This window comes from Streptomyces sp. NBC_01255 (assembly GCF_036226445.1).
GTDB lineage: Bacteria > Actinomycetota > Actinomycetes > Streptomycetales > Streptomycetaceae > Streptomyces.
Window position 1 is genome coordinate 3,848,277 of record NZ_CP108474.1, and the last position, 25,619, is coordinate 3,873,895.

Sequence of the window (25,619 nt, forward strand, 5' to 3'; positions counted from 1 at the left end):
GCGATGCACACACCGAGCGGCATTTCCCTGCCCGTCGTGCCCGCAGCGCTCGCTACGGTCCTGCCGTCCCGATACGACCGGGAGCGGGAGCCCGCCCCTGGGGCCGGCATCCGGATCAAGTCCGACACCCTTCCCGGACTCGAGTCGGTCTCCCCCGCCGACGAGGGCTCGGTCTGGCTGCACGACGCCCTGCTCGGCCCGCACAGCGCGGACATCGTCCGGTACCTCAGCCTCGCCCGCTCCACCGGCGGACCCGTTCTGGACCTCGGCTCCGGCGCCGGGCGGCTCGCCGTCCCGTTCGCCCGGCACGGCTTCGCCGTGGAAGCCGTGGACCGGGACGCCTCGGCCTTGGAGCGCCTCGAGGGCTGGGCCCGCCGGATCGGCCCGCAGGTCGCCGGACTCGTCGTCACCCACCGGGCCGACCTCACCGAGCTGCGGCTCGAAGGGAGTTACCGGCTGGCGATCCTCGCGGGCGCGATGGTCACGGCCGTCCCGCCCGCGCACCGGCCGGAGCTGCTGCGCGAGGTCGCCTCCCATCTGGAGACGGGCGGGGCGCTCGCCCTCGACTACACCGCGCACCAGCTGCCCGGCCTCATCGCGGAACCCCGCCGGACCTGGGCGTTCCAGGTCCCGCGCTTCGACGGCATCGACGAGTGGGTGGTGGCGCGGCAGGTCTTCGACCTGCCGTCGATGAGCGAGCGGATCACGTACTACACGGCCCGCACCGGCAAGATCTCCACCGAGCGGGTCGTGCTGACCACCGACAAGTGGATCGTGGATCCCGAGCGGCTCGCGGCCGAACTGCACTCGGCCGGACTGCACATCGAGGGCCGGCGCCGCCACCGGATCGACGACCGGACCGAGAGCGTCCTGCTGGTGTGCAGGACGGACGACTGAGACGAACGCGTGAGGCGGACGCCTGACGAGGTTGACGAGCAAGAGGTACGATGCCCACAAACGTTTGAGCCGACCAGGTAGCGGGCGGAGAAGATGGCAGTCGTGGAAGAGCTGACGGGCCGCGAGGCGGTGATCCAGCGCCTGCGCGACGTCGGGCTGCGGGTCACGGGCCCGCGCCTGGAGGTGCTCACGGTGCTCGCCGCCGGCGGCCATCTCGACGTCGAGGCGATCACCACGACCGCGCGCGAGCGGCTCGGCACGCTGACCAGCCAGGCCGTGTACGAGATGCTGCGGCACTTCCAGGAGACCGGCCTGGTCAGCAAGTTCGACCGCCCCGGCCTGCCCGCCGTGTTCGAGATCTCCGGCCCGGCACACCAGCACGCGCTGTGCGTCGTCTGCGGCCGCGTGGAGAACGTCGACACGGCCGCGCCGAAGCCGCCCCGGGGCGCGCTGCCGGAGTGGCGGGTGGAAGACGCCGAGATCGTGTTCAAGGGCCTGTGCCCCGACTGCCGGGCGAACACCCCCGCCGCCTGAGCGGTCCCGAGCCCCCCGCGAACCGTCCTGAGCTGCGGTGAACTCCGTGCGCGGCGTTCGAATGTATGGCAGGGTCTAGCGGGGCGATTCATCAGGATCCATAGGGGTCCGAGGGGAGTCTGCTGCGCCGTGTCCAGAAACACCGCCGTGGCCCGTACGGGCAGCGAACAGGCTCTCGCCGTCTACCAGCAACTCCGCGCCCGTCCGGGGACGGCCTTCGACGAGGTCGCGGACCGGCTGGAGCTCTCCGCCGAAGAGCGGGAGCGATGTCGTGACGAACTCGTCTCCTTAGGACTGACCGCACCCTCTCCCGACCCGAGCGCCGCCGTCGACGCCGTCGTCGACCCCGACGTCGCCCTGCTGCGCCTGCTGCGCCGGGAGCGCGACCGGCTCCGGGAGCGCCTCGCCGCCACCAGCCGCGCGCACACCGCCCTCGAAGCCCTCGCCGGACCGTTTCTGCGGGCCGGGGCCACACCGCGCGGGGAGATCGAGGTCGAGATCGTCGACGATCCCCACCGCATACGGCGGAGCCTCGCGGACCTGACGGACTCCGTCCGGACGGCCGCGCACTTCATGCACACCGGCTCCGTCCGCCGCGAGGAGCTGCCGGGCGAGCTGGCCCAGGACCGTCAGTGGGCGGAACGAGGGGTCCGGATCCGGGCCATGTACAGCCGGCGGGCCGCCTCCGTGCCGGAGATGGCGCAGCACCTGGAGGAGCGGGCCGCGCTGGGCGTGGAGGTCCGGTTCGCCTCCGTCGTCCCGATGAACATGGTCCTCGCCGACGAGAACTTCGCGCTCCTGCCGACCGATCCGCACGACCTGTCCTCCGCCGCGATCCTCGCCCGCGGCCCCGGCCTCGTCCGCTCCTACCTCGCCCTGTACGAGTACTGCTGGACGGCCGCCGCCCCGTACGGCGAGGAGGAGACCGCGGAGAAGGGCGGCGACGGGCTCTCCGAGCAGCAGCGGGCGGCGCTGCTCATGCTCGCCTCCGGCATCAAGGACGAACAGATCGCCAAGAATCTGGGGGTCTCGCTGCGGACGGTCAGCCGGCTCCTCTCCGAGGTGATGCAGGAACTGGGCGCGGCGAGCCGCTTCGAGGCGGGCGTGAAGGCGTCCCGGCTCGGCCTGCTCGACGGCGAGGGGGCCGAGCGCGGGGTGTAGGGGGTGTCTTGCCGGTCAGGCCGGGTCAGGGAGCGGGGTCTGGTGCCGTGCATCGCAAGGCGGAGGAGGGAGTCAACGCGGAGCGTTGGCGACCGACGACAACGCGGCGAGGCGCGGTGCCAGACCCCGCGAGCCCGGCATGATCGGCAAGACACCCCCTGAGGGCGGGATACCACTGGGGAGTTCGGATGACGCACGATGGATGCCTGATCGGTCGGACCGGTCGGATCGGTATGACGGACGGCCGCCCAGCCGTGTGACAGGGTGACGGCGGCGCGACTCGAGGGAACAGGGGGTCACTTCGCCTTGATCACCACCGGCGGCGGCACGGGAAGCGGAACCGAGCGCTCGGAAGGCTCACCCGATGCCGTGGTGACCCTCTATCAGGAGCTGCGCAGGCGCGGGGTGTCCAGCCTCGGCGAAGTCGGGGCCCAACTCCGCCTGTCGCCCGAGGAGTACGAGCGATGTCGTGACGAACTGACGGACCTCGGGCTCATCGTGCCGACCAACCCCGCCCAGCACGGCGCCCGCGCCGAGCTCCGGGCCGGGCTCAGGGCGGGCGAGGGCGGCCATCGGCAGGACGGCACCGGGCACGGCGACGGTGACGGGAACGGGGGCGGTGACGGGAACGGCGACGGCGACGGCGATACGGTCGCGGTGATCGACCCGGAGATAGCGCTGCTCCGGCTCCTGCACCGGGAGCGCGAGCAGCTGCGCGAGCACCTCGACGAGGCGGACCGCGCGTACGGCACATTGGAGACCTTGGCGGGGGCGTTCCTGCGGGCCGGTTCCCTCACGCGCTCGGACGCCGATGTGGAGCTGCTCAGCGACTACCGCCGGATCCAGCAGGTCCTCGAGGACATCACGGACGTCATCCAGCACAGCCTGGCGTCGATGCACCCGACGTCGCTCGTGCGAGAGGTGGCGGAGCGCGTACTGAGCCGGGACCGGCGGCAGATCGAGAACGGGGTGCGGGTCCGCGCCATGTACAGCGAGCGGGTCGTCTCCACTCCGGAGGTGGCGGAGCTGCTGCGGCGCCGGGTCGAGGCGGGTGTGGAGGTGCGGATCACGCCCGCCGTCCCCATGACGATGATCATCGCCGACGCGCAGTTCGCGATGGTCCCGGTGGATCCGGCGGAGCCGATGGCGGGCGCGGTACTGGCCCGGGGGCCGGCCCTGGTCCGCTCGTACATCGCGCTGTACGAGCACTGCTGGCACACGGCGTCGCCGTACGGGGACGGCACGACGCCGGAGCAGGGCGGTGACGGGCTCTCGGAGCAGCAGCGGGCGGCGCTGACGATGCTCGCCTCGGGAATGAAGGACGAGAAGATCGCGCGGGGGCTCGGGGTGTCGCTGCGGACGGTGAGCCGCATGCTGTCCGAGCTGATGCAGGAAATGGGCGCGACGAGCCGGTTCGAGGCCGGGGTGCGGGCCCATCGGCTCGGCTGGGTCGACTGACGCGGGATCGGCTGAGGCCGGGTCGGCCGAGGAGTTCCCCGGGGAATGCGAAAAGGCTCCGCGGCCGCCCCGGAAAGGGCGAGCGCGGAGCCTTTTCGCATTCCCCGGACGCTCAATTGGCAGGTATCGGCGCCGGGGAGACCTTGTTCCACTCGTTTCCGTTCGACGGAGACGGCGTGGGGGTGGGCGTCGGGGTGGCGGTGGCCGCGCCGGCCTCCCCTTCGGCCATCACGTGCTGGGGGGCCGAGACCGCGCTCGGGGCCGTCGCCAGGGCCGCGCCGCCGGCGACGGCGAGACACGCGGCCGCGGCGAGGGCGAACTGACGGACGGTCTTGCGCATCCCCGTGGCGTGCTCAGCAGACATGATTCCTCCAGGAGTTGGAATGTGAATTCCGCCTTCCGGGGGCCCGTGCCGCCGGGCGTTCCCTGAAGACATCTCCATTCTGTCCCCGCCCCGGAATCCGATCCAGGGATTCTCTGTGCGTGGACCCGCCATGGCGTGGATGCGTCAATACGCCTGCACCACAACGGAATTGAAGGATCCGGAGCCTTCCATATCTTTGGTCGAACCAAAAGAGGTGCTAGACTTGAGCCACGGCCTTCTCATTCCTCCAGGAGAGAGAGGCCGCCGGGGCAGGGGCGTGCCGCCGCCCCTGCCCCACCCCCTGCCCACGCCCCTCCACCAGCGCCCCCCGGTACACCTCGACGGTCCGGGCGGCGGAGGCGCGCCAGCTCATCCCGCGCGCGTGACGGACCGCCGCCTCGCCCATCGTCTCCACCGCCTCCGGGTGCGCGGCGAGCCACCGCAGCCGGCGCGCGTACTCCATCGGGTCGTGGCCGTGCACCAGGAGCCCCGTCACCCCGTCCCACACCGCCGTCGGCAGTCCGCCGACCGCCGCCGCGAGCACCGGGGTCCCGCAGGCCTGCGCCTCCAGGGCCACCAGGCCGAAGGACTCGCTGCGCGAGGGCACCACCAGCACGTCCGCCGCCCGGTACCAGTCCGCGAGGCGTGACTGCGGTACGGGAGGGCAGGCCCGCAGCACGTCGGTGACGCCCAGCTCCCCCGCCAGCTTCCAGGCCGTCCCCTCGCGGGTCGCGCCCGAGTGGCCGCCCACCACCGGGACCAGGAGTCGCCGGCGGAGCCCGGGCTCCAGGCGCAGCAGCTCGGCGACCGCCCGTACGAGCACGTCCGGGCCCTTCAGGGGCTGTATGCGGCCGGCGTAGAGCGGGACGAACGCGTCGGCGGGGAGCCCGAGCCGGGCCCGGGCCGCCGCCCTGCCTTCGGCCCGGGAGGTACCCCCGGCAGGCCGGAAGGTCCGCAGGTCGACCCCGGGCCGTACGACCTCGGTCCGCTCCCCCGCCGCCCCGTAGAGCGTGCGCAGCGCGTCCGCCTCGTCGGTGGTGTTGGCGATCAACCGGTCGGCTGAGCCGACGACCTGGAGTTCGCCGCGGACGCGGAGCTCGGGCTCGGGGGTGTCGCCCTCGGCGAGCGAGGCGTTCTTCACCCGGGCCAGGGTGTGGGCGGTGTGCACGAGCGGGATCCGCCAACCGACCGAGGCGATCCGGCCCGCCTGGCCGGAGAGCCAGTAGTGCGAGTGGACGAGGTCGTAGCGCCGGTCCTCCTTCAGCAGGGCCAGCGAGAAGGGCACGACGAGGTCCGGCATGGCCTCCTTGGGCAGCGGCCCGCGCGGCCCGGCGTGCAGATGACGGACCCGGACGCCCGGGGCGAGCTCGACGAGCGGGGGCAGGCCCTCGCCCCGGCAGCGGGTGAACAGGTCGACCTCCACGCCCTGTTCGGCGAGGGCTCGGGAGAGTTCGACCATGTAGACGTTCATTCCGCCGGCGTCCCCCGTCCCGGGCTGGTGGAGCGGGGAGGTGTGGACGCTGAGCATGGCGACGCGCAGGGACACGTGGGGCTCCTGTGGAGTGGGGGCCACGTGTCCCTGCGCGGAGCTCGCGCGCACGGTCACGCGGCAGGGGGACGGAGGAACTGAGGGGCGAGGAACCGAGGGAGTGGGAAACTCACGTACTGAGGTACTGAGGTACTTAGTTGCTTAGTAGTCGAAGAGGTCAGAACCCGAAGACCGGGCCCGACGGCGGTGCGAGCCGGGTCCCCGGGAGGGGGCCCATGAGCGCGTGCCAGTCGACCGGCCGCCCCGGCTCCACCTGGAGCGCCGCCGCGAGCCGGGCCGCGCCCTCCGGCATCACCGGTCGCGCCCACGCGGAGAGCGCCGATGCCACCGCCAACTGGGCGGCGAGCGCCGGGAGATGACGGCAGGAGGTGCTGGGCCGGCACCGCTCGTGGGCGTTGACGTGACCGAAGTCGGCCACCGAGCGGACCATCTCGTCGAGGACGGCGACCGCCCGGCGCGGATCGAAGGCGTCGGGGCCGTACGCCTCGCGCAGGTCGTCCACGCCCCGGTGGAGCCGCCGCTCCAGGATCTCCCAGCCGGTGCCGCCGGGCAGCGCCTGCGGGGCGAGCCCGCCGCACTCCTCCCGTACGGAGGAGAAGAGCCGCGCGAGCCAGCTGTTCCAGCTCTCGTCCAGCTCCCGGCGGGCGGCCGCGAGCCGCTCCCGGTGGAAGACGGTGCGGCGGCCGAGCGGGCGGGCCTGGAGGACGTGCCGGCGGAGGGTGTCGGAGCCGTACTCGGTGAGGAGGTCCAGCGCCCAGACGTTGCCTTCCTGGACGCCTTCCTCGATGACGTACGACTCGTTGACGTTGAAGTCCTGCGGCAGCTTGATGTCCTGCGCGAGGAGCAGCACCGGCAGGAGCACCGCGTGGCAGAAGGAGTGCCCGAAGCCGCAGAAGTGGATGGCGCGGCGGGGCAGCGGGCCCTTCGTGTCGTAGCCGAAGAGGTGCATCGCGGCGGCCTCGAAGCAGCCGTCGATCCGGTGCTCGGGGAAGCCGTCGACCGGCACCGGGAGGCCCCACTCGGCGGGGTGGCCGACGGCGATGTCCGGCAGCCCGTCCTCGACGAGCGACTCGCACAGGGCGGCGAGCCGGGGCGGGAGCCCGGCCGTCGCCCAGTACTCGGCGAGCGTCTCCCGGAACGGCTCCAGGGGCACGTACAGCCGGCGGCAGCGGCGGGCCACCGCCGGGGTGTCGCAGACCGCGCAGCGCGCCGAGACGAGGTCGCCGCCGTCGTTGGGGCGGGCGCACTCGTGGCACATGCCGCCGTCGCTGTCCGCGCCGCAGTGCGGGCAGCTGCCGGTGGCGTGCGCCCCGTACAGCCAGCGGTCGCACGGCTCGCAGTAGGGCAGGAGGCGGGTGCGCGGGGCGATGACCCCTTGCGCGAACAGTCTGCTGAAGAGGTCCTGCACCCAGCGTCCGTAGCCCTTGTCGCGCCGCGGGCGCACGATGTGGTCGAACTCGACGCCCGAGCGCAGCCAGTCGGCGGTGATCGCGGCGCGGTAGCCCTCGGCGACCTCCTCGGGCTTGCGGTTGTGGCGCAGCGCGCGGACCTCGACGGAGCTGGCGTGGTCGGCGGTGCCGGTGGTGAACCGGACCGCCTCCCCCTCGGCCCGCAGATAGCGGGTGAGGACGTCGGCAGCGACGTACGGCCCTGCGAGGTGGCCGATGTGGAGTTCGCCGTGGGTGGCGGGAGGGGTCGCGGTGATCCAGACGGGGGTGCTCATGGGACTGGGACCTCCTTGACGCTGTGGTGCGGGGCTTCAGCGGGGCACGATCAGCGGGACTGCGGGTCAGCGGGTCAGCGGGGCTCGAAGTGGAAGGAACGGATGAAGCAGTCGCGCGGCTGCTCGACGGCGTAGACGATGCATTCGAAAAGGGCCTGGGTGGTCAGCTTCTCGTCGGGTGCTATTCCGTCCGGATTCGATCCGTCCCATTCCGCGAATCGCGGGTCGGAGGTCGAGAAGTCGGGCGGGAAGAGGGAGAAGACGCGGACTCCGGAGGGCCGCAGTCGGCGCGAGAGGATGTCGGCGAATCCGGCCTGCGCGCTCTTCGCCGCCCAGAACGCCTCGTGGGCGTGGCCGGCGGTCGCGGCGGAGGCGCCCTCGGCGTCGCGGACGGCGACCATGTTGACGATGTCGGGCCGCAGGGAGCCGCGCAGCAGCGGCAGGAAGTGCTTCACCATGAGGACCGTGCCGCCGGCCGTCGACTCGATCGTCTCGACGATCTCGCGGTCGCTGGCGGCCTCCAGGTCCATGCCGTCGAGCCAGCGCGCGCCGTTGTTGACCAACAGGTCGACGCGGTCGGTGCGTTCGCCGACGCGGGCGGCGAACTCCCGGATCTCGGCGGGCCTGCTGAGGTCGCAGCCGAAGGCGTGGATACGGTCGCGGGCGGAGCCCATGACTTCGGTACGGGTGCGTTCGGCGGCTTCGACGGTTCGTGCCGAGACGTAGACCTCGGCGCCGAGATGCGCGAATCCGACGGCGAGCGCGCGACCGAAATAGCGGGACGCTCCGGTCACGACGACACGCAGATTCTCGAATTTCATGTGCGTCTGCTCTCCCCACGGATACCGATTACCGGTCCATTTCAGCGTGGCAGAGAAAGGACACCGTGGGCCCTGTGAGAGGGGTGCGCGTTCACGCCGTTGCGTGGATACGCCACGGCAGTTCGAGCCTGCCGAGGACCGTCGCGCGCTTGTGGTGGACGCGGACGCGGTCGGGCGCGGCGGAGACGGTGACGGTGCCGCCGGGGGTGCGGACGGGGCCGGTCGGCGCGGGGACGACCGTGCCGTCGAGCGCGCCGGCGGCGGCGAGGGCGGCGGCGCCGGTGAGCGCGAGCCGGGGGTGCCAGCCGCCGACGGTGAGCGCGCGGACGGAGAGCCCGCCGGGGCCGTCGCCTTCGGTGAAGGCGGCGATCTTGGGCAGGGCGGAGTGGGGCGGGTACCCGAGGATACGGGCGGCCTCGGCGCGCAGTGCGAGGAGCCGTTCGTGGAGCGCGTCCTCCGGGAGGTGGCGGGCGTCGACGAAGACGTACGGATTGCCGTACCGCACGAGCGAGACGGGCACCCCGCAGAGGACGTCGACGGGCCGGCCGGTGGGGAGGGTGCCGGGGGCGGTGGGGGCCTTGAGGAAGCTGAGCGTGTAGGCGCCGGTGCCGTGCGGCTCGCAGAGGACGGTGTCCCCGGTGGTCACGGCCCGGACGGTGACGGGCCCGGGGCGTCCGTCGGCGACGACACAGGCGAGGAGCGAGTGCCCGCACCCGGCCCGGAAGTCGAAGGCGCCGCCGGGCAGGGCCTGCACGAAGCGGTAGTCGAGGCCTCGCCGGCCGGGGCCGTGACCGGGGCCGTACAGGGCGATCTTGTGGAGGTCCGCGTACGCCGTCCCGGCGAGCGCGCGGCGCAGCCGCGCCAACTCGCCGCCGAGCGCGAGCGCCCCGGCCGGGAGCTGGTCGAGGCGCAGGACGAGGGTGGGCCCGGGGGCGTCCTCGGCCCGGACGACGGTGGCGTGCACGGTATCCGCGGCCCGCTCCCTGCCACGCGCACGCGGGGCGGGTGCGGGACGGGAAGGTCCCGGGGTCTCAGGCCGCACAGCCCACCGGGATTCGCATGCCCTGTACGACCTCCGTCCACAGTTCGTGGACGGCGAGGCCCCAGAGGGCCAGGGCGTCGTGGTGGGAGGGGCGTTCGAGCTGGCGGGCGAGGAGCTTCTGCACCCGGTCGGCGCGTACCTTGCCGCCGAGGACGAGCCGGGCCGGGGAGAGCAGTTCGCGGACGGTGTCGAGGAGGGGGCTGCCGGGGGCGAGCATCGCCGCGAGCGGGAGCGTGAAGGGTTGCTTGGGGCGGCGGAGGACGCCTGCCGGAAGCAGCTCGGACCCGGCCTCGTACAGCGCCCGCTTGCCCGTCCGTGCCGCCGTCGGCAGGGCGCGGGCGTGCGCGACGACGGAGGGCTGGCAGAAGGGCATGCGGGCCTCGACGGCCCAGGCCATGGAGAGGTGGTCGACGCGCCGCAGGTGGTACGCGGGGAGCCGCCAGCGCGTCTCGAAGGCGGTCATCGCGGTGAGCCGGTCCTCGCCGACGGCCTCGGCGGAGCGCAGTTCCTGCTCGATGCGGTCCGCCGCGGAGCCCTGATCGGCGATGTGGGCGCGGTAGTTGGCGGTGTAGAGGTGTTCGCGGAGCAGGCGCGGGGCGGCGGAGAGGGCGTCGGCGTACGCGCCGGCCCAGTCGGCCCCGGCGGGCGCGGCGAGTGCGGCGCGCATCCGGTCGTAGCCGCCGAAGAGTTCGTCGGCGCCGTCGCCGGCGAGCGCGACGGTGAAGCCGTTCTGGCGGACGGCGCGGAAGAGCGCGTACGTGGAGAGGGTGATGGGGTCGGCGTTGGGCTGGCCGAGGTGGCGGACGGTCCGGGTGAGGAGGGAGGAGAGTTCGTCGGGTTCGACGGAGACCTCGTGGTGGACGGTCCGGGCCCGGCGGGCGACGGAACGCGCGTACGCGGCCTCGGAGTCCGGCCACTTGCCCCGGTAGGTGAGGTGGAACGTGTGCAGCGGCGGGGCGTCGGTCTCGCGGGCGTGCTCGGCGGCGAGCGCGGTGACGAGGCCCGAGTCGAGGCCGCCGCTGGTGATCGCACAGACGGGCACCTCGGCGTGGGCGAGCCGCCGGACCTCGTGGCGCAGGATGTCCTGAGTGTCCTGGGTGTCGCCGAGGGGCGTTGCGGGGCGGGGGCCCCGGCGGCGTACGACCGGCGCGGATCCCGGGCGGACCAGGGCCGTCGCGCCGGGCGGCAGGACGCTGACGCCGTCGAGCGCGGTGTGCGTGGAGAAGGAGGTGCGGGTGGCGAGGACGGTGTCGAGGGCGTCGTCGCGCGGGGAGATCCGTACCCCTTCGAAGGCGAGGAGGGCGGGGATCTCGGAGGCGAAGCGGGTGGAGCCGTCGTACGGATCGTGGTGGAAGTAGACCGGCTTCATGCCCATGTCGTCGACGGAGAGGACGAGTTGGGCCGAGCCGGGGCGCAGGTCGAGGATCGCGACGGCGAACATGCCGTCGAGGTGCTCGGCGAAGGCGGGCCCGTACTCGGCGTACAGCGCGGGGAGCACGGTGCCGTCGCAGCGGTCGGGGAAGCGGTGGCCGCGGGCGGCGAGCGCGCGGCGCAGTTCGGCGTGGTTGTAGATCTCGCCGTTGAGCACGGCGAGGATGCCGGGGAGGTGCGGCAGCCGGTAGGGCTGCTGCCCGCCGCACGGGTCGGTCACGGCGAGCCGGTCGCAGCCGAGCGACCAGCCGGGCCCGCTGAGCACATGGTGCTCGTCGGGGCCGCCGTGGCGCTGGCGGGCCGAGACCGCCGCGAGCTCGGCGGGGTCCGGGCGGTCCGCTCCCGCGGCGATGGTGCCGAGAATCCTGCACATGGCGGTCGCCTCCGTATTCCGAAGTCGCGCTTCCGACGTCACGCGTCCGAAGTCGCTGTCCATCTCACACTGGTCGCACCCAATGATTTGAATCTACCAAGTTTTTGAATGGCGCGTAAGTGCCATGTCCAGTTCACGCCACGGGTTGGCCTTGCGACGCTCCCGCCACCCCAACAGGCTTGCCTCATGAGGGACATGGAGGATTCCGAGAGGGGCCGCGGCGCACCCGCATCCCTGCTGGTCGTGGCCGCGCACCCGGACGACATCGAGTTCTGCGTCAGCGGCACCGTCATGCAGTGGATCGAGCGCGGCACCCGCGTCACGTACTGCATCGTCACGGACGGCGGCGCCGGCGGTTACGACGAACAGCTCCCCCGGCAGGCGATGGCGGATCTGCGCCGCGCCGAGCAGGTCCACTCCGCGAAACTCAGCGGCGTCGCCGACGTCCGCTTCCTCGGCTACCCCGACAGCTTCGTCGAGGCGTCCGTGGAGCTGCGGCGCGACCTGTGCCGGGTCATCCGCGAAGTGCGCCCGCAGCGGGCCATCATCCCGTCCCCCGAGATCAACTGGGCGCGCGTCGCCGACCTCCACCCCGACCACCGCGCGGTCGGGGACGCCTGCCTGCGCGCGGTCTACCCGGAGGCCCGCAACCCCTTCGCGCACGCGCAGCTCCTCAAGGAGGAGGGCCTGGAGCCGTGGACGGTCCACGAACTGTGGCTGATGACCGGCCCCACCCCGAACCAGTACGTGGACGTCACCCCGGTCTTCGACCGCAAGGTCGAGGCGCTGCGCATCCACACCTCCCAGACGGCCCACTTCGACGACCTGGCCGGCCTGCTCCGCGACTGGCTCGGCGAACACGCGACGGCGGGCGGGCTGCCGCCGGGCCGGATGGCGGAGGCGTTCCAGATCGTGCACATCGACTGAGCCGGAGCCTTCCCCGATACCTCGCGAGCGTCCTTGTGGCGGCACGGAGCGCGTGAGACGGTGAACGCCACACGTGGGGGCGCGTGCGACCAACACGCGCGTGACAAGGGGGAGTTACCGCCATGGCCATGGAAGTGCCGGAGCTGTTCCAGGCTCTGATCAGCCAACTGCAGCTCGCATGGCCGGAAGCCGACGAGGACGCGTACGGGCGGGCTTCGGGGCACCTGGAGACGTACTCCAAGCTCACCGGGGACGACACGTACGCCGCACACCAGCACATCCAGCGCCTGCTGTCGTCCGGCCGCGGCGAGGCGATGGACGCACTGGGGCGGCACTGGAACAAGGTCAAGGACCCGCACGCCGCCGCCATCGAGACAGCGGCACTGAACTCGGCCGCCGCCACGGCCACCATCTCCGCCAAAGTCCAGGGCGCGAAGCTGCAGGTCCTGTCGATCACAGCCAACCTCGCCAAGCTCACCTTCGCCTCGTCCGTCGCCGGGTCGGTGACCTTCGGCGCGAGCACGGACGCCGTCGGGCCCGCCGTCGCGGCGGCCCGGACGCAAACGCACGCGATCGTCAGCGCATGCCTGGAGGACACCGTCCACCTGCTGGGCCGCCTGGAGAAGGACCCGTCCGTGACCGCCCTCGACGCCGCCGCCGCCGACCTCGCCGCAGGTGTCGGGGGCCGGGGAGGCGAAGCGTCGGACGGCTCGGGGACGGGCCGGGCCTGGGGCAATTCCCTCGACCCCGCCGGCTCCGGCCGGGCCATCGCCGAGGGCATCAGCGTCGACCACGCCGAACACCAGCTCGCGGCCGGGAAGCTCAGGGAGGTCGCCACCGCGGTCCTCGGAACGACCGCGGGCGCCCTGTCCCAGGCCGCCGGCGAGCACGCGACGGCCGCGGCCGGTGGTTCCCTCGGCGCGGCGCTCGCCCCGGTACTCGACTCGGTCCTGGACCGGCTCGCCAAGGCCACGGCGGCCTTCGGCGACCACCTGAACGGCTCGCTCCCCGACGCGGTCCTGCTGATCTCCAGCAGCCAGCAGGACACGGACGACGACAACAAGCGGCGGATGTCCGAACTGGACCGCTAGGGCGTTTCCTTCGGATCTTCCGGTCGGATTGCGCTGAGTAGAGCCGCATGGACGATCATCGGGTCGTGAGCACGGGTTATTGGGCGGTCCTCGGGGACTCCGAGTCTTGAAGGGGTGTGACCCAGATACGCCAGAAACCCGCCAGAACTTGATCTTGGCCTGCTGAGTGCCTGACGCTGTCGGGGATCTTGGCGATGACGGTCGGCCATGCCCTCGACATCTCAGTCTCCAAGATCCCCGACCTCGTCACCCGCGATCAGCTCTGCGTCTCCTCGCGGCGTCCAATAGCGGCCGCATCGGGGATGACGAGCAGCTTGCCGGTGGTACGCCGAGCCTCCAGATCGCTGTGGGCCTGGGCGGCCTCGGACAATGCGTAGCGGCCCGTTACGGTGACCTCAAGCGCCTTGGAGCGCACCCACTCGAACACATCGGCGGCCCGTCGGAGCAGTTCGGACCGATCGGCGATGAAGTCCCCGAGGCTGGGCCGGATCAGGGTCAGCGAACCGCCGTGGGCGAGCCGAATCGGATCAAACGGCGGCACGGCGCCACTTGCCGCGCCGAAGAGCACGAGATGGCCGCGGGTTCGCAGGCTGGCGAGGCTCGCATCGAAGGTGTGCGCGCCGACGCCGTCGAAGACAACCGGCAGTCCCTGACCGCCGTTGAGCCGCCTCACCTCGGCTGCGAGATCGTCGACTGCGGAGGAAAGGATCACCTCAGCGGCCCCGGCACGCTTCGCCAGCTCGGCCTTCGCCGTGGTCGACGTCGTGCCGATCACCCTGCCGCCGAGATGGGTGATGAGCTGGGTCAAAAGCAGCCCCATGCCACCAGCAGCCGCATGCACGAGCACCGTGTCGCCCCCCTGAACCGGGTAGGCGTCCTTGACGAGATAGTGCGCGGTCATGCCTTGGAGGAGCACGGCGGCGGCTGTCTCGAAGCCGATATCGTCGGGCAGCGGCACCAGCCGGGAGGAGTCCACGACGGCCCGCTCGGCATACGTGCCGGGAATCTCCACCCAACCGACCCGGTCCCCGACTGCGACGTCAGCGACGCCGGGTCCAACTTCGACGACCGTGCCGGCGCCCTCAGTGCCCGGGGTGAAGGGCAGCGGGAGGCTGTACCGGCCTTCGCGGTGGTAGACGTCGAGGAAGTTGACCCCGGATGCGGCGACCTCCACGATCGCCTCGCCCGGACCCGGCCGCGGCTGGTCCACCTTGGCCTCCTGCAGCACCTCGGGACCGCCCACTTCGTACACCTGAATCGCTCGCATGGCCCTCCAATATCGGCTCGTCCCCCACCAACCCCGTTGATGGCGATCCGATTCCCGGCAAGCCCAAACGAGGCAATACACCTAGGGCCAGGGATCCGACGTCAGTGGTCCGGCGTCAGGGCAGGAGCGCGAGCGCCGGCTCGCGCCACTCGCGGGACCTCGTCCGGCTCACCGCCGGCATCGCCCTGTCCACGGCCCACCGCGACGACGAGGAACAGCCCGCCCGCCTGCTCGCCCTGGTCCTGGACGCCCCCCACGCGACACCGCGCGGCCAGGAGGTCTGCGGAGCGGGGAAATGCCTCGACACCGGCCGCGTGATCGGGGACGCTTCGCGCGATGACCAGAATCGACGACACACCGCCCGCGTGGGACGAACGCACCCAACTCGCCACGTTTCTCGACTACACACGCGGCACCGCCCGCGCCAAATGCGACGGCGTCTCCGCGGAGGACGCCCGCAAGGCGCTCCTTCCCGGCTCGCCGCTGATGACCATGAGCGGACTGATCAACCACCTCCGCTGGGTCGAGTACTACTGGTTCCAGGTGGTCTTCCTCGGCGAGGAGGACCAGGGCCCCTGGACCGAGGAGGACCCCGACCGCGAGATGCGCGTCGCCGTCGACTTCCCGCTCCCGCAGCTGCTCGACGAGTACGCCGAACAGAGCGCCCGCTACCGCGAGCTCGTCGCCGCGAACAGCCTCGACAAGCGGGCGGAGCGACCCATCCGCGACGGCCGCCACGTCGACCTGCGCTGGATCCTCCTCCACCTCACCGAGGAAACGGCCCGCCACAACGGCCACTTGGACATCCTGCGCGAAATGCTCGACGGCACGACCGGCGGCTAACGGCTAACGGCTAACGGCTAACGGCTAACGGCCGGCGGCCGGTGCGGAGGGAAGCGGTTCCTCCGCCGGACCGGCGGGTACGTGGCGAACATGTCAAAGGGCTGGCGCTGGTTCCTCCTGGCCGTGTTCGTCGTCTGGACCGTCTTCGCACTCCAGTGGATCGACCTGGGCTGCGACTACCCGGAGGCGTACCTCGCGGTCGTCCGCTTCGGCACGCCGGAGGGGCTGGAGTTCCTGCCCGCCTGCGCCGGGTAGGAACGCCGGTTGTCCGACACGGTCCGATCAGCAGGGCGTACGCGCAGGTTCGCCCTTATCTGATTGCCGCCGACCAGCGCGGTCGGATAGAAAGCCTGCATGCTTAGGGGTAGCAAGATCGGGCTCAGGGCCCGGCACGACGAGGACATTCCGATCCTTCGGACCGAGCTCTACGACGACGTGGTCATCGGCTCGCGAGCCGAAGCCGCGCCGTGGCGGCCGGTCACGCCCGGTTCGAAGGATCCGCGGCTCGTGGTGGACGACACGGTCCAGGGGCACGTCCCGTTCTCCGTGGTGGAGTTGGACGGCGGCGCGCTGGTCGGCACCGCGAACCTGTGGGGCATCGACAACCACCACCGGTCCGCGCACATCGGGCTCGGGCTGCTGCCGTCCGCCCGCGGCAAGGGCTACAGCACCGACGTGGTCGCGGTGCTGTGCCACTACGGCTTCGTCGTGCGCGGCCTCCACCGCCTCCAGATCGAGACGCTCGCGGACAACACCGCGATGCTGCGCTCCGCCGAGCGCAACGGCTTCGTCCGCGAGGGCGTCCTGCGCTCCTCGGCCTGGGTGTTGGGCGAGTTCCTGGACGAAGTACTGCTCGGCCTTCTCGTCCAGGACTGGAAGCCGGACCCGGCGGCTTAGGCAAGGACAGTCGTCGGGGCCGTACGTCGGCAGGGAGGATCGACAGGGAGCCTCGACAGGGCGGCTCGGCAGGGCGGTTCGACCGCGAGGCCGCGTCAGCGGACCACGTCGAAGACCTGCTTCTGCAGACCGTTGGCGTAGACCTCGTGCTCGACGAGCTTCAGCTTCTGGGTGTCCTTGTCGGTGGCGCTGAAGAGCCGCTTGCCCGCGCCGAGGAGGAGCGGGAAGACGAGCAGGTGGTAGCGGTCGATCAGGCCGGCGTCCGAGAGGGCCTGGTTCAGGGTGGCGCTGCCGTGGACGATGATCGGGCCGCCCTCGGTCTCCTTCAGCGCGGCGACCTCGTCGAGCGAGCGCAGGATCGTCGTCTCGCCCCAGTTCGACACCAGGTCGTCCTCGGTGAGCGTGGTGGAGACGACGTACTTCGGCATCTCCTTGTAGTCGGCGAAGTCCTCCATGTCGGGCCACACGGGGCTGAACGCCTCGTAGCTGGTCCGGCCCAGCAGGATCGCACTGGCCTCCTTCTGCTCCCGGCCCTTGATCTCGAAGGCCTCGGGGAGGAACTCGACGTCCTTGAAGGTCCAGCCGGAGTTCCGGTAGCCGGGCTCGCCGCCGGGGCCCTCCACGACGCCGTCGAGCGAGATGAAGGCGGAGGTGATGAGAGTGCGCATGTCGATTCCTCGGTTCCTCGGTGTTCCGGCAGCTTGCCGCCGGTTCTCGGCGCCGCGCGCCCAGTCGTGATGTATGACCGGGGCCCGCGGGAAAACTCATCGGTCGCCGCCCAAGCCTAAGATCGAAGTATGGCCATGCAGCGCAGTTCCTCACTGTCCCTGTGGTCTCGGGACTCGTTCCTGTCCGTCGCGTCGGTGGGCTCGACGCTCTCGATCGGCTCCGTCGGGTCTTTCCTGTCCGTCGGCTCGATCGGCTCCGCACTGTCGATCGGCTCCGTCGGCTCCTGGGCGAGCGCCTTCTCGCTGCTGTCCGCGCGGTCGTGCCGGGCGATCCTCTCCCACGGCTCCCGGCGGGGCCGCTGACGCACGGCGGCCCCTGTGGGCTGTCAGGCCGCCGAGTCGATCTTGGACTGGAGGTTGGTCAGGAGGAGCTGGAGGAGCTCGATCGTCGTCTCGTCCGTCAGGTTGCCCTCGGCGTCGAAGCGCTCGTGCGAGCGGAACACGTGCACCTCCGGCTTCACCACGACGTCGTTGTCCGTCCAGACGAAGACCTGACGCAGGGCGATCTGCGCGCGGACCGTGCCGAAGTTGGTCGGCGCGGCGCCGAGGATCGCCGTGGGCTTGCGGTTCAGGGGCAGGCCCTCGGTGCGGGTCCAGTCGGTGCTCAGCCAGTCGAGGGCGTTCTTGAGGACGCCGGGGATGGAGTAGTTGAACTCCGGGGTGGCGATGAGCAGTCCGTCCGCCTCCATTACCCGCCGGCGGAGCTCGTTCACGACGGCCGGGCGCAGCTCGGGCGTGTCGAGGTCCTGGTCGTACGGCGGGATGTCGCGCAGGCCCTCGTAGATCTCGATCTCCTGGCCGGTGTTGAACTTCTGGGCCGCTCGCAGCAGTTGGGTGTTGTGCGAGTCGGCGCGGATCGAGCCGGAGATGGCGAGGATCGTGGACGTGGGCTTGGACGCGGTCATGGCGGTTCCCCCTCGGAAACGGTGTGTCGTATCTCGACGACCAGAAAGCTAAACCGATCGGTTCAGTCTGTCAACGGAACGGTTCAGTCTTGACAGTGAACTGAATGGTGTAGTTCATTCGACGTATGCCCACACCCCCGACCACCGACGCCGATACGACCCCCGCTCCCGCCCCCGCCCTCACCCCCGCGACAACCGACGTCCGCGAGCGGGCAGGGGGCGGCGGTCTGTTCCTCGCGTTACTCGCCGCGCCCGCCGCGATGGGCGTGTCCGGGCCGACCCTGGCCCTGCCCGAAGCCGCCCGCGGACTCGCTGTCTCCCCCGGGACGGCAGCCTGGCTGCTGACCGCCTACGGGATCGGCATGGCGGTCGGTACGCCCCTGCTGTCCGCGGCGGGCGGGCGGCGCGGCCCCGCCGGGACCGTCCGGGCCGGCGCGGCCGTCCTCGTCCTGGGCGCGGCCCTCACCCTCGTCGCCCCGAACCTGCAGCTGGCCGTCGCCGGGCGCGCCCTGGAAGCGGCGGGCGCGGCCGGTCTCAACGTCGCGGCCTTCCAGATCGCCGGCCGGGACCGCTCGGGCCGGGCGCCCGGGCTCGTCGCGATCGGCAGCGCGGTCGGCGGCACGACGGGCCTCTTCATCGGCGCGGCCGTCGCCGGGACGCTCGGCTGGCGCGCGACCCTGCTGCTCCCGCTCCTCAGCCTGCTCGCCCTCGTACCGGCGCTGCGCCTCGCGGGCCGCGCCGCACCCAAGGCGGGACCCGAGAGCGGGCACCGGCCCCGTACCCCCGCACTCACCCTCCCCCTCCCCCTCGATGTGCTGCGCGACCACGGCTTCCGCACCGCCGCCGGGCTCATGCTCGCGCTCTCCACCGTCAACTTCGCCCTGCTGTACGCGGCTCCGCGTCGCGTCACCGCCCTCACCGGCTGGACCGGCGTGGAGACCGGCGCGGCGGCCTCGATCGCCACCCTGGTGGGCGCCCTGCTGTCCTGGCAGCTGATCCGCGCCGCCCCCCGCCTCGGCACGCGCCGGACGCGGCTGCTGCTCGCGGCCGGATCACTGGCGGCGGCCGCCCTGGCCGCGTTCGCGCCCTGGGCGGCGGTGGTCCTCGTCGGCTCGGCGACCAGCTCCTTCGTCACGGCCGGCGGTCAGGGGCTGCTCACCGGCGCGGCGACCGGGCGGCTCCCGGAGGCGCGGCACGCGACGGCGATCGGGCTGTTCAACCTGGCCTTCCTGATCGGCGTGGCGGCGGGCCCGGCCGCAGCGGAGGCACTCCAGAGCACACCCTGACGTCACCCTGACCGCCCGCCGACCGCACGCCGACCTACCCGACCTACCGCCCTACCGACCTACCGCACACCCTCACCTCAGGAGCTCTCCATGTCCCTCCTCCACCCCTCCTACCCCGCCCCCCGCTACTTCGGCGAGCAGGGCGAGCTCACCGCCCGCTTCCGGCCCGCCGACGCCGAGCCCGACTACGTCTCGGGGCCGGGGCCGGGCGGCACCGCGTACCACTACCTGTCCAAGAACACCTCGACCGACGGCGAGTACGGCCTGTACCGCGTCGACATGGGGCCCGAGGCGGGCGGCCCGAGCGCCCACTTCCACAAGGCCATGTCGGAGGCGTTCTTCGTCCTCTCCGGCAGCGTGCGGCTGTTCGACGGGGAGAAGTGGATCACCGCCGGCTCCGGCGACCACCTGTACGTCCCCGTCGGCGGACTGCACGCCTTCCGCAACGACGCCGCCGAACCCGCCTCGATGCTCATGCTGTTCGCCCCCGGCGCGCCCCGCGAGGAGTACTTCGAGGCGATCACGCAGCTCGCCGACCTGAGCGACGCCGAGCGGGTGGAGTTCTGCGAGCGCCACGACAGCTTCTTCGTGTAGACGCGTCGGGCCGGGCTCTGCGGAGACGCATCGGGCGCCGGGCTTTGCAGACCAAACCGTTCAGTTCATATACTGGCGGCCCCGCCACCACACCTAAGGACCCCGCCCATGGACGCCCAGGGCGCCATCGACGAGTACGGCATCCCGATCATCCCGGACCCCGCCGACGCGGCCTCGCGCAAGCGGCAGGCGATCATCGACGCCGCCCTCGCCGAGTTCCTCGCCGAGGGCTACTCCGCGGCCTCCATGGACGCGATCACCCGCGCCTCCGGTGTCTCCAAGGCGACGATCTACAAGCACTTCGGCAGCAAGGAGCGTCTGTTCCTCGCCGTCATCGGCGGTGTCCTGCCGAAGACGTACGCCGATCTGGAGCCCTCCAACTCCACCCTCGCCGACGCCCCCGACCTGCGGGCCGCGCTCCTCCGGCTCACCACCGACTGGGCGCGGATCCTGCTGCGGCCCGACATCATGTCGCTGCGGCGCCTGGTGATCGGCGAGATAGACCGTTTCCCGCAGCTCGGCCAGCTCTGGTACCGGGTCAGCTACGACATGAACAACGGCCCGCTCGTCGAGGCCTTCACCGAGCTGCACGCGCGCGGCACGCTCGACGTGCCCGACCCGAAACTCGCCGTGCAGCAGCTCGTCGCGGTGACGGTGGGCGTACCGCAGCTCGTGCGGACCTTCTCGCCCGACGCGGTGATCGAGGACGCCGAGCTGACGCGGGTGATCAGCTCGGGAGTGGATCTGTTCCTGGCCCGGTACGCGCCCGCCTGACGACCCTGACCCGGGCCCACACCAGCAGGGCCGCCGCCCACGCGCCGGTGGTCAGGAGCTGGATACGGCTCGCCTCGTCGCCCAGCATGAAGAGCAGCACCCCGCCGATCCCCGCGAGGGCGACGACCGCCCGTGCGGACGTGCCGTGCAGGCGCAGGTGGGAGGCGGCGATCAGCGCCCAGACGACGAGGATCGCGGCGCCGATGGAGTTGAGCAGGAACGGGAAGACCGTGCGCGGCCAGAGCAGGCTGAGGATCACCGAGACGAAGCCGAAGGCGGCGGAGGCGAGGACGGCCGCGTACGGGACTCCCTTGCGCAGCCGGCCGAGCGCTCGGGGCGCGTCGCCGCGCCCGACGAGGGCGTACAGCATGCGCGAGGAGCCGTAGATGTTGGCGTTCATCGCGGACAGGAGCGCGACGAGCACGACGGCCTTCATGAGGTCGGCGGCGCCGGGAACGCCGATGCGGGCCATGACGGCGGCGTACGGGCCGTCGGCCACGGCGGGGTCGTTCCACGGGACGAGGGCGACGATCACGGCCATCGAGCCGAGGTAGCAGACGGCGACCCGCCACATGACGGCCCGTACGCCGGTGCGGACCGCGCGGACGGGGTCGTCGCACTCGGCCGCGGCGATGGTGACGGTCTCCAGACCGCCGAAGGCGAAGACGGCCGCGACCATGCCGACGGCGACGCCGTACCAGCCGTGCGGCAGGAAGCCGCCGTCGCCGATGAGGTGCGCGGTCCCGGGCGAGGGCGTGCCCGGGAGCAGACCGGCCAGCACCACGACCCCCAGGACGAGGAACCCGGCGATCGCGGCGATCTTGAGACCGGCGAACCAGAACTCCAGCTCGCCGAAGTTCCGGACGCCGGCGAGGTTGCTCACGGTGAACAGGCTCATGAAGACGGCCACCCACACCCAGCCGGGCACGGCCGGCACCCAGCCCTCGACGATGTGCGCCGCGCCGACGGCCTCGGCGGCGACGCTCACGACGAGCAGCGCCCAGTACATCCACCCGGCGAGGAGCCCGGCCCACGGCCCGAACGCCGCCCGCGCGTGCTCCGCGAAGGAGCCCGTGACCGGGCGGGCCGCGGACATCTCGCCGAGCATCCGCATCACCAGGACGGTCAGGACGCCGGCGAGGCCGTACGAGACGAGGATCCCGGGCCCGGCGGCGGCGATCCCGAACCCCGAGCCGACGAACAGTCCGGCCCCGATGGCCCCACCCAACGCGATCATGGCCAGATGCCGCTGCCGCAGCCCCGCGCCGAGTACCCGCTCTGTCACGATTCCCCCCGAAATTCAGACGACCGGCAGACGACCGGCGCAGGAGTTTCGCCGCTGACCTGGCGCAATGGCAAACCGGTTCCGGCCGCTGAGACGTCCCGGGACGACGGAAACGGGTCGGGGAACGCGCGGGACCACCGCAGACCTCCAGGCCGCCTCCGACCCGGGGATACTGACGGCACCTGCACTCACGGCCTTCCGGAGGCGCTCGTGTCCACGTACTCGGTCAGCCCGGACGACGACCTTCCGGCCGTCGCGGGAACTCGGCACGGCGTGGAGGCACCGGAGGACGTCGTCCGACGTGCTCAGGCCCTCCGCTGGCTCCAGGACAACGCCGAGCGCTTCATCGACTTCGACGTCCTGGAGGAGCGGGCGCGGTACGGGCCCAACGTCACCACACCAGACCCACCGCCAGCGCCGTGATCAGCACACCCGAGGCGAGGGCCGTCGTCAGGCGGCCCCGGGGGCCCGTGACGAGGTGGCCGAGGAGCGTGCCTCCGGTGGCGAGGAGGAGTTGCCAGCTCGCCGAGGCCACGAAGGCGGCGAGGACGAACACCGTCGCTTCCGTCGCGCCCGTCGTCGAGTGGCCGCCGAGGACGAGAGCGGTGAAGTAGACCACCGTCATGGGGTTGAGGACCGTGATCCCCAGGAACGTGAGAAACGCCCGCCGGGGCGCCGGCGGAGCGGCCTCGGCGGTCGTCGCTCCGGAGCGGTACGTGCGCACCGCAGCCCTCGTGGAGACGGCCGCCAGGATCACGAGGACCACGGCCGAAGCCCAGCGCAGCGGGCTCGCCACGGGAGCGAGGAGAGGGACGAGGGCCGCGCCCCCGAGAACCGCGAGCGTCGCGTACAGCCCGTCCGCGGCGGCGATGCCGAGCGCCGCGCCCGCCCCCGTACGCCAGGGGGAGCGAGCCGCGACCGCCACCAGGTGGGCGCCGACGGCGCCGACCGGGATCGCGATGCCGTAGCCGGCCAGCAGGCCGGCCACCACCGCGCCCGTCACGCGGCGGCGGGGATCGCGCCTCCGGGGGAGCCGGGCTGCTGCTGTCGGCGGTAGTCCGCGCCGTCCTTCGTACGGGTGAGGAAGCCGCCGATCACGAGGTAGCGGCGCAGGGCCGAGAAGTCCTCGTGCACCGTGAGCAGGGCCTCGTTGACCTCGGACTCACGGTAGGAGCGGTCCGCGTCGAAGAGGGTCTCGGCGAGGTGCGCGAGGAGCGCCTCGCGGCGCGCGGGCTTGCGCGGGATCGCCTTGAGGCGCCCGTCGGCGGAGAACAGGTCCGCGACGGGACGGGAAGGATGACTGGTCATGGGACGGAAGCCTGGCGCCCACGGCCCCCGCCCCGCAAAGGGTTTTCGGGAGGCCAGGCCCGGCCAGGCCCGGGCTACTTGAGGATGACGTTCACGGCCTCCTGCACCTTGGGCAGGATCGACCGGACGCCTCCCCGCTCGAAGATCGGCCGGGCCTTCTCCACGAACGCGAGGAAGTCGTCCTCCGAGTCCCAGAAGTCGACGACCCGCCAGCCCCCGGACCCGTCAGGACCGGCCGCGTGGGCGAGGAACCCCTGCGGCGGGAACCACTCCTCGGCCTCCAGCAGCCGCGTGGTCTCCTCGTACTGCGCCTGGGTGCCGCCGGGGATCTCGACGGTGACGATGACGGCCATGGTGCTGCTCCTGTACGTGCGGGGAGTGGGGTCCCGACCAGCTGACCAGCCGGTCCCCCGCCCCGCACGGCGGCGGACCCCGAACGAGCGAATGAGCCGGTCAGGCCTTTCCGATCAGGCCTTCCGGTCACGCCTTTTCGGCCCGGGCGGCCGGGGCGTCGGGGCCGCAGGACATGCGGGCGGCCACCAGAATCGGGTCGCCCTCCTTCGCGTCCCGGACCGGTTCCGCGCACTCCAGAAGGCCCGAGCCGTGGATGAACCAGCTGGTCGCCCGGCCCGCCGCCCGCTTGCCGTCCGCGCAGGTGTAGAGGAAGTCGGCGGTGACCTGCCGCACCCACCTGTAGTCCACGAACGTTCCGGCACCGTCGACTCTGGTGCCGCCCGCGGTGAGATCCGGTGCGGACCGGCGGACGTTGGCGAACTCGTAGGCGTCGCCGTCGCCATAGACGGCATCGGTGTCGGCGATGTGGGCGCCCAGCGAGCGGAGCGCGGCCGCGGCGCCGACGCGCGGCCCCTTCTCGAAGGTGACGGTGGTACGCGGTGTGTGCAGCGGCGCCGGCTTGTGCGTCAGCTCGCCGCCGCCCTTGCCGAGCTTCTGCTTCTCGGCGACGCCCGTCAGGACGTCCCGCTTGTCGACGTTGAACCACGTGTACGTGCCGTTCGCGCAGGCGGTGTCGGCGGCGGCGCGCGCGGGCCTGTCGACCGGCTTGGGAGAGTCGGACGTACAGGCGGCCGTGCCCGCGATCAGTGTGACAACGGCACACGCCGCGAGGCAGGTCTGTCGGATCTTCATGCTGGTGTCCCCCGGGCCCATTGGTCGATGGTGGGATGACCCTGCCCGCCGAAGGGCAGGCAGGACACGGGACTTGAGCAACTTCAGAGCTCGACCTGACGAGGTCAGCCCAGGAAGCGTGAGACGTAGCGCCGCTGCCAGGGGGTTTCGACTGCACGGGGGTCGTAGTTCCGGCGCACGAACTCCACTGCCTCGTCGGCCGGTGCTCCGTCCAGGACAGCGAGACAGGCCAGGGCTGTGCCGGTCCGGCCACGGCCACCGCCGCAGGCGATCTCGACACGTTCGGCGTCGGCACGGGCGTACGCCTCGCCGAGGACGGCAAGGGCCTGTGCGTGACTGGTGGGCAGCCGGAAGTCCGGCCAGCGCAGCCAGCGGAACTCCCAGGGGACCTCGGGAGGCTGCTTGCCGAGCAGATGGACGGCGAAGTCAGGCGCCGGACCGTCCGGAAGCGGCCGGCGAAGGCCGCGGCCCCGGACCAGACGCCCGGAGGGAAGCCGCAGCACACCAGCGCCCGTGGCGCTCCAGGTCTCGTTCACCCGCTCACCGTAGTTGCGGCGGCGGGCAGAGCGCGGCCTAACGCGTCACGCGGTAGCGGAGGTAGACGACCTTCGAGCCGATGGGGCGGGTCTCGACGAGTTCGAGATCGACCCGGCGCTCGTCCCGGGCGAAGAACGGAATGCCGCCGCCGACCAGCACCGGGTAGACCATGACCTGGTACTCGTCGATCAGACCCGCCTCGGCCGCCCCGGCGGCGAGCGTCGCACCGCCGATCGCGATGTCGCCCTCCCCCGGCTCGGCCCGCAGCCGCTCGATCTCCTCCGCCAGACCACCGGAGAGCAGGCGGGCGTTGCCCTGCACCTCCGTCAGCGTGGTGGAGAACACCACCTTCGGGAGCGGCTTCCAGAGCGCGGTCCACTCGCGGTTGGCGTCGTCGAGCGTCGGATCCTGGTCGGCGGTCTCCCAGTACAGCATCGTCTCGTACAGCCGACGCCCCAGCAGGTGGACGTCGACGTGCCGGATCTCGTCGATCCAGAAGCGGAAGACCTCGTCGCCGGGGTCCGTCCAGTCGAAGCCGCCGTCCGGCCCGACGATGTAGCCGTCGAGTGAGACGCCCATCGAATAGGTCACGTTGCGCATCAGAAGTCCTCCTCCTCGGTGACGGGACCGACAGTACGACCGCCGAACGCCACAGGCTCCTCACACGGCCGGGCGAGG

General features: G+C 72.0%; 30 protein-coding genes. 14 read left to right on the forward strand and 16 right to left on the reverse strand.

The genetic code is table 11. The features are described from left to right. Positions 1-3: 3 nt before the first annotated feature. From OG357_RS16955 to OG357_RS16970, 4 genes are all read left to right on the forward strand, one after another. Positions 4-897 carry an SAM-dependent methyltransferase gene (locus OG357_RS16955; protein WP_329621948.1) on the forward strand — a complete coding sequence of 298 codons (894 nt, stop codon included), beginning with the start codon at positions 4-6 and terminating at the stop codon, positions 895-897. Positions 898-999: 102 nt separating this feature from the next. After that, on the forward strand, positions 1,000-1,431 hold the full coding sequence (locus OG357_RS16960) for a Fur family transcriptional regulator (RefSeq protein ID WP_329621949.1): 432 nt from the start codon (positions 1,000-1,002) through the stop codon (positions 1,429-1,431). Between the two features lie 129 nt (positions 1,432-1,560). Further along, on the forward strand, positions 1,561-2,592 hold the full coding sequence (locus tag OG357_RS16965) for a helix-turn-helix domain-containing protein (protein WP_329621950.1): 1,032 nt from the start codon (positions 1,561-1,563) through the stop codon (positions 2,590-2,592). Between the two features lie 372 nt (positions 2,593-2,964). Beyond that, positions 2,965-4,050, forward strand: a complete 1,086-nt coding sequence (locus OG357_RS16970) for a helix-turn-helix transcriptional regulator (protein ID WP_329621951.1) — start codon at positions 2,965-2,967, stop codon at positions 4,048-4,050. Positions 4,051-4,162: 112 nt separating this feature from the next. Here OG357_RS16970 and OG357_RS16975 read toward each other — a convergent pair whose 3' ends face one another. The 6 genes from OG357_RS16975 to asnB form a co-directional block, all read right to left on the reverse strand. Beyond that, a complete protein-coding gene (locus tag OG357_RS16975) occupies positions 4,163-4,414 on the reverse strand; it encodes a hypothetical protein (RefSeq protein ID WP_329621952.1) in 252 nt (83 codons plus the stop codon). A 217-nt stretch (positions 4,415-4,631) separates the two neighbouring features. Next, positions 4,632-5,942 carry a D-inositol-3-phosphate glycosyltransferase gene (gene mshA, locus OG357_RS16980; protein WP_329625613.1) on the reverse strand — a complete coding sequence of 437 codons (1,311 nt, stop codon included), beginning with the start codon at positions 5,940-5,942 and terminating at the stop codon, positions 4,632-4,634. 178 nt (positions 5,943-6,120) lie between these two features. Further along, positions 6,121-7,686 carry a class I tRNA ligase family protein gene (locus OG357_RS16985; protein ID WP_329621953.1) on the reverse strand — a complete coding sequence of 522 codons (1,566 nt, stop codon included), beginning with the start codon at positions 7,684-7,686 and terminating at the stop codon, positions 6,121-6,123. A gap of 74 nt (positions 7,687-7,760) precedes the next feature. Continuing rightward, a complete protein-coding gene (locus OG357_RS16990) occupies positions 7,761-8,507 on the reverse strand; it encodes an SDR family oxidoreductase (protein ID WP_317601979.1) in 747 nt (248 codons plus the stop codon). Positions 8,508-8,598: 91 nt separating this feature from the next. Beyond that, positions 8,599-9,471, reverse strand: coding sequence for a hypothetical protein (locus OG357_RS16995; RefSeq protein ID WP_329621954.1), 873 nt, complete (start codon positions 9,469-9,471; stop codon positions 8,599-8,601). Positions 9,472-9,538: 67 nt separating this feature from the next. Continuing rightward, positions 9,539-11,353: an asparagine synthase (glutamine-hydrolyzing) gene (gene asnB, locus OG357_RS17000; protein WP_329621955.1), complete on the reverse strand. Its 1,815-nt coding sequence runs from the start codon at positions 11,351-11,353 to the stop codon at positions 9,539-9,541. A gap of 195 nt (positions 11,354-11,548) precedes the next feature. Here asnB and OG357_RS17005 point away from each other — a divergent pair, with 195 nt between their 5' ends. Both OG357_RS17005 and OG357_RS17010 read left to right on the forward strand, forming a co-directional pair. Continuing rightward, a complete protein-coding gene (locus OG357_RS17005) occupies positions 11,549-12,280 on the forward strand; it encodes a PIG-L deacetylase family protein (RefSeq protein WP_329621956.1) in 732 nt (243 codons plus the stop codon). Between the two features lie 122 nt (positions 12,281-12,402). Continuing rightward, complete coding sequence (locus OG357_RS17010) at positions 12,403-13,371, forward strand: hypothetical protein (RefSeq protein WP_329621957.1); 969 nt, start codon at positions 12,403-12,405, stop codon at positions 13,369-13,371. A 256-nt stretch (positions 13,372-13,627) separates the two neighbouring features. On the opposite strand, the gene OG357_RS17015 is transcribed toward OG357_RS17010, so the two are convergent. After that, positions 13,628-14,638 (reverse strand): quinone oxidoreductase family protein, encoded by a 1,011-nt coding sequence (locus OG357_RS17015; RefSeq protein WP_329621958.1) that lies wholly within the window; start codon positions 14,636-14,638, stop codon positions 13,628-13,630. Between the two features lie 336 nt (positions 14,639-14,974). Here OG357_RS17015 and OG357_RS17020 point away from each other — a divergent pair, with 336 nt between their 5' ends. From OG357_RS17020 to OG357_RS17030, 3 genes are all read left to right on the forward strand, one after another. Further along, complete coding sequence (locus tag OG357_RS17020) at positions 14,975-15,481, forward strand: DinB family protein (protein ID WP_329621959.1); 507 nt, start codon at positions 14,975-14,977, stop codon at positions 15,479-15,481. A gap of 81 nt (positions 15,482-15,562) precedes the next feature. Further along, positions 15,563-15,736: a hypothetical protein gene (locus OG357_RS17025; RefSeq protein ID WP_329621960.1), complete on the forward strand. Its 174-nt coding sequence runs from the start codon at positions 15,563-15,565 to the stop codon at positions 15,734-15,736. A 99-nt stretch (positions 15,737-15,835) separates the two neighbouring features. Next, a complete protein-coding gene (locus OG357_RS17030; RefSeq protein ID WP_329621961.1) occupies positions 15,836-16,378 on the forward strand; it encodes a GNAT family N-acetyltransferase in 543 nt (180 codons plus the stop codon). A 95-nt stretch (positions 16,379-16,473) separates the two neighbouring features. Here OG357_RS17030 and OG357_RS17035 read toward each other — a convergent pair whose 3' ends face one another. Then, the gene (locus tag OG357_RS17035) at positions 16,474-17,046 is read right to left on the reverse strand and encodes a dihydrofolate reductase family protein (RefSeq protein WP_329621962.1); all 573 of its coding nucleotides are present in this window, start codon (positions 17,044-17,046) and stop codon (positions 16,474-16,476) included. A gap of 129 nt (positions 17,047-17,175) precedes the next feature. Here OG357_RS17035 and OG357_RS17040 point away from each other — a divergent pair, with 129 nt between their 5' ends. Then, positions 17,176-17,409 carry a hypothetical protein gene (locus OG357_RS17040; RefSeq protein WP_329621963.1) on the forward strand — a complete coding sequence of 78 codons (234 nt, stop codon included), beginning with the start codon at positions 17,176-17,178 and terminating at the stop codon, positions 17,407-17,409. Positions 17,410-17,432: 23 nt separating this feature from the next. Here OG357_RS17040 and OG357_RS17045 read toward each other — a convergent pair whose 3' ends face one another. Then, positions 17,433-18,011 (reverse strand): NADPH-dependent FMN reductase, encoded by a 579-nt coding sequence (locus OG357_RS17045; protein ID WP_329621964.1) that lies wholly within the window; start codon positions 18,009-18,011, stop codon positions 17,433-17,435. A 125-nt stretch (positions 18,012-18,136) separates the two neighbouring features. On the opposite strand from OG357_RS17045, the gene OG357_RS17050 reads away from it, so the two are divergent. The 3 genes from OG357_RS17050 to OG357_RS17060 all read left to right on the forward strand — a co-directional run bounded on the left by OG357_RS17050 (position 18,137) and on the right by OG357_RS17060 (position 20,665). Continuing rightward, positions 18,137-19,297, forward strand: a complete 1,161-nt coding sequence (locus tag OG357_RS17050) for an MFS transporter (protein ID WP_329621965.1) — start codon at positions 18,137-18,139, stop codon at positions 19,295-19,297. A 90-nt stretch (positions 19,298-19,387) separates the two neighbouring features. Then, on the forward strand, positions 19,388-19,891 hold the full coding sequence (locus OG357_RS17055) for a cupin domain-containing protein (protein WP_329621966.1): 504 nt from the start codon (positions 19,388-19,390) through the stop codon (positions 19,889-19,891). A gap of 108 nt (positions 19,892-19,999) precedes the next feature. Further along, a complete protein-coding gene (locus tag OG357_RS17060; protein WP_329621967.1) occupies positions 20,000-20,665 on the forward strand; it encodes a TetR/AcrR family transcriptional regulator in 666 nt (221 codons plus the stop codon). On the opposite strand, the gene OG357_RS17065 is transcribed toward OG357_RS17060, so the two are convergent. Beyond that, the gene (locus OG357_RS17065) at positions 20,619-21,902 is read right to left on the reverse strand and encodes an amino acid permease (protein ID WP_329625614.1); all 1,284 of its coding nucleotides are present in this window, start codon (positions 21,900-21,902) and stop codon (positions 20,619-20,621) included. The genes OG357_RS17060 and OG357_RS17065 overlap by 47 nt on opposite strands. Positions 21,903-22,160: 258 nt before the next feature. Between OG357_RS17065 and OG357_RS17070 the strand changes: the two genes are divergently transcribed. After that, entirely contained in the window at positions 22,161-22,373 is a 213-nt protein-coding gene (locus OG357_RS17070; protein ID WP_329621968.1) for a hypothetical protein, read from the forward strand. On the opposite strand, the gene OG357_RS17075 is transcribed toward OG357_RS17070, so the two are convergent. The 6 genes from OG357_RS17075 to OG357_RS17100 all read right to left on the reverse strand — a co-directional run bounded on the left by OG357_RS17075 (position 22,342) and on the right by OG357_RS17100 (position 25,541). Beyond that, positions 22,342-22,953 (reverse strand): LysE family transporter, encoded by a 612-nt coding sequence (locus OG357_RS17075; protein WP_329621969.1) that lies wholly within the window; start codon positions 22,951-22,953, stop codon positions 22,342-22,344. The two genes, OG357_RS17070 and OG357_RS17075, sit on opposite strands and share 32 nt — an antisense overlap. Next, complete coding sequence (locus tag OG357_RS17080; RefSeq protein WP_317597902.1) at positions 22,950-23,258, reverse strand: DUF2087 domain-containing protein; 309 nt, start codon at positions 23,256-23,258, stop codon at positions 22,950-22,952. The genes OG357_RS17075 and OG357_RS17080 overlap by 4 nt, the downstream gene beginning before the upstream one ends. 74 nt (positions 23,259-23,332) lie before the next feature. Further along, positions 23,333-23,611, reverse strand: coding sequence for a hypothetical protein (locus tag OG357_RS17085; RefSeq protein ID WP_329621970.1), 279 nt, complete (start codon positions 23,609-23,611; stop codon positions 23,333-23,335). A 127-nt stretch (positions 23,612-23,738) separates the two neighbouring features. Next, positions 23,739-24,404 (reverse strand): hypothetical protein, encoded by a 666-nt coding sequence (locus tag OG357_RS17090; protein WP_329621971.1) that lies wholly within the window; start codon positions 24,402-24,404, stop codon positions 23,739-23,741. 104 nt (positions 24,405-24,508) lie between these two features. Further along, positions 24,509-24,940 carry a protein-tyrosine phosphatase family protein gene (locus OG357_RS17095; protein WP_329621972.1) on the reverse strand — a complete coding sequence of 144 codons (432 nt, stop codon included), beginning with the start codon at positions 24,938-24,940 and terminating at the stop codon, positions 24,509-24,511. A gap of 37 nt (positions 24,941-24,977) precedes the next feature. After that, complete coding sequence (locus tag OG357_RS17100) at positions 24,978-25,541, reverse strand: dihydrofolate reductase family protein (RefSeq protein WP_329621973.1); 564 nt, start codon at positions 25,539-25,541, stop codon at positions 24,978-24,980. Between the last annotated feature and the right edge of the window lie 78 nt (positions 25,542-25,619).